The organism is Candidatus Aquicultor secundus (genome assembly GCF_002791875.1).
GTDB classification, from domain to species: Bacteria; Actinomycetota; Aquicultoria; order Aquicultorales; family Aquicultoraceae; genus Aquicultor_A; species Aquicultor_A secundus.
Genome location: NZ_PFNG01000004.1, coordinates 1 through 5,706 on the forward strand (window position 1 = coordinate 1; position 5,706 = coordinate 5,706).

Annotated in this window: 6 protein-coding genes and 1 tRNA gene; 6 read left to right on the forward strand and 1 reads right to left on the reverse strand. The window is 49.8% G+C overall.

The window, feature by feature from the left end:
• Nucleotides 1-35: 35 nt before the first annotated feature.
• The 4 genes from COY37_RS00125 to COY37_RS00140 all read left to right on the forward strand — a co-directional run bounded on the left by COY37_RS00125 (nucleotide 36) and on the right by COY37_RS00140 (nucleotide 3,202).
• Nucleotides 36-590: a hypothetical protein gene (locus tag COY37_RS00125; RefSeq protein WP_286678376.1), complete on the forward strand. Its 555-nt coding sequence runs from the start codon at nucleotides 36-38 to the stop codon at nucleotides 588-590.
• A gap of 145 nt (nucleotides 591-735) precedes the next feature.
• A complete protein-coding gene (locus tag COY37_RS00130; protein ID WP_286678377.1) occupies nucleotides 736-1,416 on the forward strand; it encodes a response regulator transcription factor in 681 nt (226 codons plus the stop codon).
• A 3-nt stretch (nucleotides 1,417-1,419) separates the two neighbouring features.
• Complete coding sequence (locus COY37_RS00135; RefSeq protein ID WP_286678378.1) at nucleotides 1,420-2,478, forward strand: sensor histidine kinase; 1,059 nt, start codon at nucleotides 1,420-1,422, stop codon at nucleotides 2,476-2,478.
• A 121-nt stretch (nucleotides 2,479-2,599) separates the two neighbouring features.
• Nucleotides 2,600-3,202 (forward strand): hypothetical protein, encoded by a 603-nt coding sequence (locus tag COY37_RS00140; RefSeq protein ID WP_286678379.1) that lies wholly within the window; start codon nucleotides 2,600-2,602, stop codon nucleotides 3,200-3,202.
• Between the two features lie 71 nt (nucleotides 3,203-3,273).
• Here the strand turns inward: COY37_RS00140 and COY37_RS00145 are convergent, their stop codons facing one another.
• Nucleotides 3,274-4,671 carry a sortase gene (locus tag COY37_RS00145; RefSeq protein ID WP_286678380.1) on the reverse strand — a complete coding sequence of 466 codons (1,398 nt, stop codon included), beginning with the start codon at nucleotides 4,669-4,671 and terminating at the stop codon, nucleotides 3,274-3,276.
• A gap of 317 nt (nucleotides 4,672-4,988) precedes the next feature.
• On the opposite strand from COY37_RS00145, the gene COY37_RS00150 reads away from it, so the two are divergent.
• Nucleotides 4,989-5,498: a BON domain-containing protein gene (locus COY37_RS00150; RefSeq protein ID WP_286678381.1), complete on the forward strand. Its 510-nt coding sequence runs from the start codon at nucleotides 4,989-4,991 to the stop codon at nucleotides 5,496-5,498.
• Nucleotides 5,499-5,636: 138 nt separating this feature from the next.
• Nucleotides 5,637-5,706, forward strand: a tRNA-Arg gene (locus COY37_RS00155).

The window sequence follows — 5,706 nt, forward strand, 5'->3', positions numbered from 1 at the left end:
ACTATTGAAATAGGGTTGCAAGGATGACACCAAGAATGACAAGCAAAAAATTAATAAGTAGTTTCGTTTTTGTATGTGCTGTTTTGGTAGCTTCATCACCGCTCGCTTTGGCTCAAGACACGAGCAAGATAGTTTATGATCGCTGCACGGTCTGCCACAACCAATCCCGCTGGGAAGGACAGAAGAAAACCGAGAAGCAATGGTCTTCAATTGTCGACAAGATGGTAAGGTGGGGCGCTGAGTTGACCCCCGAAGAAAACGACCTCGTCGTTAATTACTTAACAGCGGCAAGTAATGGCAAAATCAAGCAGCCGACAACTACCACGACCGTTGTCCGGACGCCGAAGCCAACCTCGACCACAACAGACGCATCTAAGAACAGCAACATCAAAGCAGCAAAGACCACGACAACGTCCGACCCATCCGCCTCTACCACCACGACCACTATCTTGCCGGTGACCACAACAACCCTGCTAAAAGAGCAGGCTAAAACCGGTGTCGAAATGATCTGGTATCTTCTGGCCGGCGGAAGCCTCATCGGATCCGGTTTGAAGCTACGCAACAAAGACAAACAGCTCAACGACGACTAAGAATAAAGGGTTCCCACTACCTTCCTCTTGCTTTTCTTATTGATCATATCCACGTTATCGTTTTTGTTTGTCGATCAAGGTCTTCTTAATCTGATACCGGTTTTCTCAGTTGTTTCTCAGTTTAGAGTTGATATAATGCAAGCAAATGAGAATTTTGGTTGTAGAAGACGAACATAAGATAGCCAATTCCATAAAGCGGGGTCTGGAGCAGGAAACTTACGCAGTTGATGTCGCGTACGATGGGGAATCCGGGTTCGATCTTGCGTCGACCACGGATTACGACGTCATCATTTTAGACGTGATGTTGCCGAAGATGGATGGCGTTGAGGTATGCCGTCAACTGCGGCAAGCCCATATACACACCCCTATTCTTATGCTGACTGCGAAAGGCCAACTCAATGATAAAGTCGAAGGTTTAAATGCCGGGGCGGATGATTATTTGGTCAAGCCTTTTGCGTTCGCCGAACTGCTTGCACGAATCAGAGCCCTGGGGAGAAGACCTAAAGAGAGCCTCGGCTCGATGCTCTCAGCGGCAGATTTAAGCCTTAACACGCTCACCTATGAGGTTGCCCGGGCGGGGCGGCACATAGATCTATCAAAGAAAGAGTTCGCCCTGCTTGAATACATGCTGCGCAATAAAAACAGGATTCTTACCAAGGACCAGATCATCAATCATGTATGGCATTATGATGCCGATATACTTCCCAACACGGTCGAGGTGTACATCGGCTACTTGAGAAACAAAATCGATAAGCCGTTTACTGATAAGCCCTCTTTATTGCAGACCGTACGGGGATTTGGCTATAAAATCGGAAGGGACTCTTAAAACATGTTTCATTCCGCCCGTCTTAAGCTCACCGTCTGGTATCTCTTAAGTATTATGGCTATCAGTATTCTTTTCAGCCTGGTGGTATTCCAGGGCGCAACATTTGAAATCAGCAGGGGTCTTCGTATCCAGGCGCTGCGCAACGCCGCGGGGCAAAGGCCGCCGCAAGACCTATTCCATCATCCCTTAGAGCGCGACCCCGGTTCTCCTATGATTCGGGAATTAGCGCCGGGCGGTGCTCTGGATAATCAGCTATTTGAGGAAGCAAGAAGAAGGGTCGCGCTACAGCTCCTTTCTTTTAACGGCGTCATATTCGTGCTCGCCGGACTGGCCGGGTACTTTTTGGCCGGTCGCACGCTTAAACCTATTGAGAACATGGTAGATGAGCAGAAACGGTTTGTTTCGGATGCATCCCACGAGCTGCGCACGCCGTTGACCGCCATGAGAACCGAGGTTGAAGTAGCGCTACGCGATAAGGATTTTGACACGCCTTACGCCCGGGATGTGCTAACCAGCAATCTGGAGGAGATCGACAAGCTACAGCAACTCTCCGATAGCCTCTTAATACTGGGCCGCTATCAGAATACGGCTAGCAAGAGCAACTTTGCAGAAGTTAGCTTGTCGAATGTGGTTGAAGAAGCGCGTCAAAATGTAAAGACGCTCGCCAATCATAAGGATATTGAGATACAGGGCACTATCGATGACATCTCCGTTGAGGCAGACAGCGATAGTCTGGCCAAGCTCCTCACCATCCTTCTGGACAATGCCATCAAATACAGCCACCAAAATGGAAAAATAATCGTGCGCGCATATCCCGTAAAGAACAAAGTCGCCGTAAGCGTGCAGGATTTTGGTGCCGGCATACGGGCCGGCGATCTTCCCTACATCTTCAAGAGGTTCTACCGGGCAGAGGCTTCTCGAACAAAAACCAAGGTCGAAGGTTACGGTCTCGGTTTATCGATCGCCAAAACCATCGTTGATATGCATAACGGAACCATCGATGTTGAGAGCATACCCGACAAAGGAACGACCTTCACCGTAACCCTTCCGCGCAAGCAATAAAAAGTACCGAAAGAGTACCGAAAATTCTTCTTTAGCTCCATTTCTTAAGCGATTTCTCAGATTTGTTTGCAACAATAAGCTTATGATGCGAACTATCTCTTATGGAAGGAGGCAAGCATAGATGAAATCAAAAGCAAGAATCAAAGTCATCATAGGCGTAGCCGTTGCCGCCTTATTAATCACGCTCGTAGGAGGATACAGCGTTTTTGCTGCTAGCAAGCAAACGGCACAAAGCTATCCGCCGGTTATCGAAAAGCTGGTCCAGGCATTCGGCCTCGATCGCGGCAAGGTAGACAAGGTTCTCGGCGATTTCAAGCAAGAGCGCGAGGCGCAACACAAAGCGACGTTGGAGCAGAAGCTTAGCCAGGACGTTAAGGATGGTAAGATTACGGCAAAGCAGAAGGACGCCATTCTTAAAAAGATGGACGAGCTGCAGAACGAGATGAAGAACAAGATGGAGACCTTTAAGGCGCTCACTCCTGAAGAGAGAAGGCAGGCCATGGAGAAGCAGCGCACGGACCTGGAGACATGGGCGAAGGAAAACGGTATCGATCTGAAACAGTTTATGTTCGGATTTGGAGGCCGACACGGGCGCGGGTTCTGTGGACCTGGCTTTGGTGGACCCGGATTCGGAGGATTTGGGCACGGTCACTTTAACCCGTCCGATACAGCCACACCACCAGCACCACCAGCCGGCGATCTAGGATCACCGCAGGAACTATAAACTTATAAATGCAGCATAGCTAAGCTATAGTCGTACAGGACTCCACCGGTAAGCCAATCGGTGGAGTCCTCTTACTGTGGCCTTAATTTGTAGGGAAGGCTGTTTACATCGAGCCCGCTGGCGGATTTACCGCTTTGTAGTCGTTTCATCCCTTCAACGGCCTCGGGGAATGTGGGGTCGTAGCGTAATGCCAGGTTGTATGCAGTAACAGCCAAATCATCCCTTTTCATTTTCTCGTATGCCAACGCCTGGTAGGCATACATATCCGCCGCATAGGGGGCGGCAACCGAACCGTTTTTAAATGCCTGGGCGGCCTCCTCGTAATTCTCGGTAGCAAGACACATACGCCCGAGTTCAAAGTAGGACATCGGGTTTAATCCATTCCTGTCCGTGACACTCTCCATCGCATGGACTTCATCTTCAAGTTGCTTTTTCTTCATATCTATCAGCCGGTACATCCGTTGCACCTCAACCGAATCCGGCTGGATAAGCTCGGCTTTCTTAAGCGCCTGGTACGATTCCCCATATCGCTCTAACCCCAGGCAACTGCGCGACATGATGATATATGCGTTCCCATCCAGGGCGTTTTTATTTATTGCTTTTTTTGCATCTTCCAGGTCGCGCTGGTACTCTTTGGTGGTTTTTGGTTTATCGTCGAACTTAATCTTTTCGATTTTCTTCTCGGTTTTAAATATCTCTTTGATCTCCTTAACCGCGCGGACGATGTTAACCCGCTGCGGCTTAGTGTTTATAAGCACGCCTATTACGTTAAGCCTGGTTTTCGCGCTGTACTTCGGGTTACAGGTGGTAAGCGTGACCCTCGGGTCGGAGGTCGGCTGCAGGTTCGAGACGTTTTTCGGGTCGGTGACCATCATGTTTTCGACCTGGTACTCGTAGATGAAATCAACGGTTTCCAGGATGATGGTATCGCCGTTGCTTAGCTCATCGAGCCGGTTAAACGGGTGGGTGTAGGTAACCCTGTGGCCGGCGATTCCAACGTTGCCCCGCTCACCCGGGTTACAGCTTCCGATGTAGTGCCCGGGCCCGTACTGCAGTATTTCCGGACCGACGCCTTCAAGGATTACCTGGTCGACACCGATTTTCGGGATTCGGATTCTGGTTTTAGGAAACGGCTTTTTACGCTCGGAGTCCTTTTTGTGGGTTATCGACTTGCCCAGCTTCGAGTTGTCGATGATGGAATCCTCCTGCGGCAGTTGACCCGACGCCACGAGTTCGTCCTGGTAGCTTTTTATCTTATCGCCCCGTTTGCGCTGGTTCTTGGCCTGTAAATCCCACGCGCTTGTTAATTTAATGGCCTCGAAATAGCCGTAGAGCTCGGTCGCGAAGGGAATTATGATGATGATAATGCCGACAACGATAAGAAGAGTCGAGAGCTTGCTGCGTCTGCTCCTTTTCTTCTTGGGTTTCTTTGCCGTTTTATGTAGTTTAGCAGTATCTTTTGCATTCATATAAGCTCTATTTTATCGCACTAGCAGCCTATCGAAAACATATTACCAAAAATTGGCAGTTGTGGTAGTATTGCGGCAGGTCTAATCCAAAGGAGAGCTTCCCATCATCGACCGGGCCTCTTCTTTTTCAAGCTGTTTAGGTTCGAAAATAGCGGGTAGAACAGCTTTAAGAGAACGAAAATGTCCGCGATATTCGGGCGGTGGTTACGCGGATTGTTATAGATTATGGTGTTTGGGCTAGCGAGCGCATATTAGACGTTTGGGGATTTTGAAAATTTTGAGCAATTTTAGAAGCGACTTTTATGAAAGGGGTGTTCATGATGGCAAAGCGAGATGGGTTTGATTTAGCCGGTGAAGAGACGCCCATGACCGACGACGAAATATTCGATATCGTGCAGGAAGTTTATGCGAGCAGCGATAAAATAGTGGCCGATTACATCAATGTGACGGTCGAAAACGGCATCGTGTACCTTGAGGGTAGCGTTAGCAACCAGGAAGAAAGGGAAGCGGCAGAGACCCTTCTTGATAGCGTTGAGGGTATCGCCCAGGTGGTAAACAACCTGGAGGTCGTTGAAACCGATTACACCGGGGACGAACCCTGGCCGGGAATCGCCGAGCCGGCTATAGAGGAATTCGGCCCCGTAGAGGTTATAGAGCCTGATGAAGAGTTGGCAACCGACGACATCCAGTCGGCAATCGAAGACGGCAAATCCTACGTCCCGCCACAAAACCCGGACTTCCCAGAGGAGCGTGCCCACACAGCCGAACGCATGCGCGAGCGCGTCGCCGAAGAAGAAGCCACCGGCGAAGCCCCCGACCAGCTGTAGGTTCCAGAAATCAGAGTCTGGGGATGTAACCCCTTGCCCCTCATCCAGCTTGACATGCACTGCGCCACCGGGTATCTTGAAGACGCGATATAGACAACGATGTTGTTGATAATCCAGACATTACAGTAATAATTACTGGCGCCCGTAGCTCAGGGGATAGAGCGTTGGTCTCCGGAACCAAAGGCCGTAGGTCCGAATCCTACCGGGC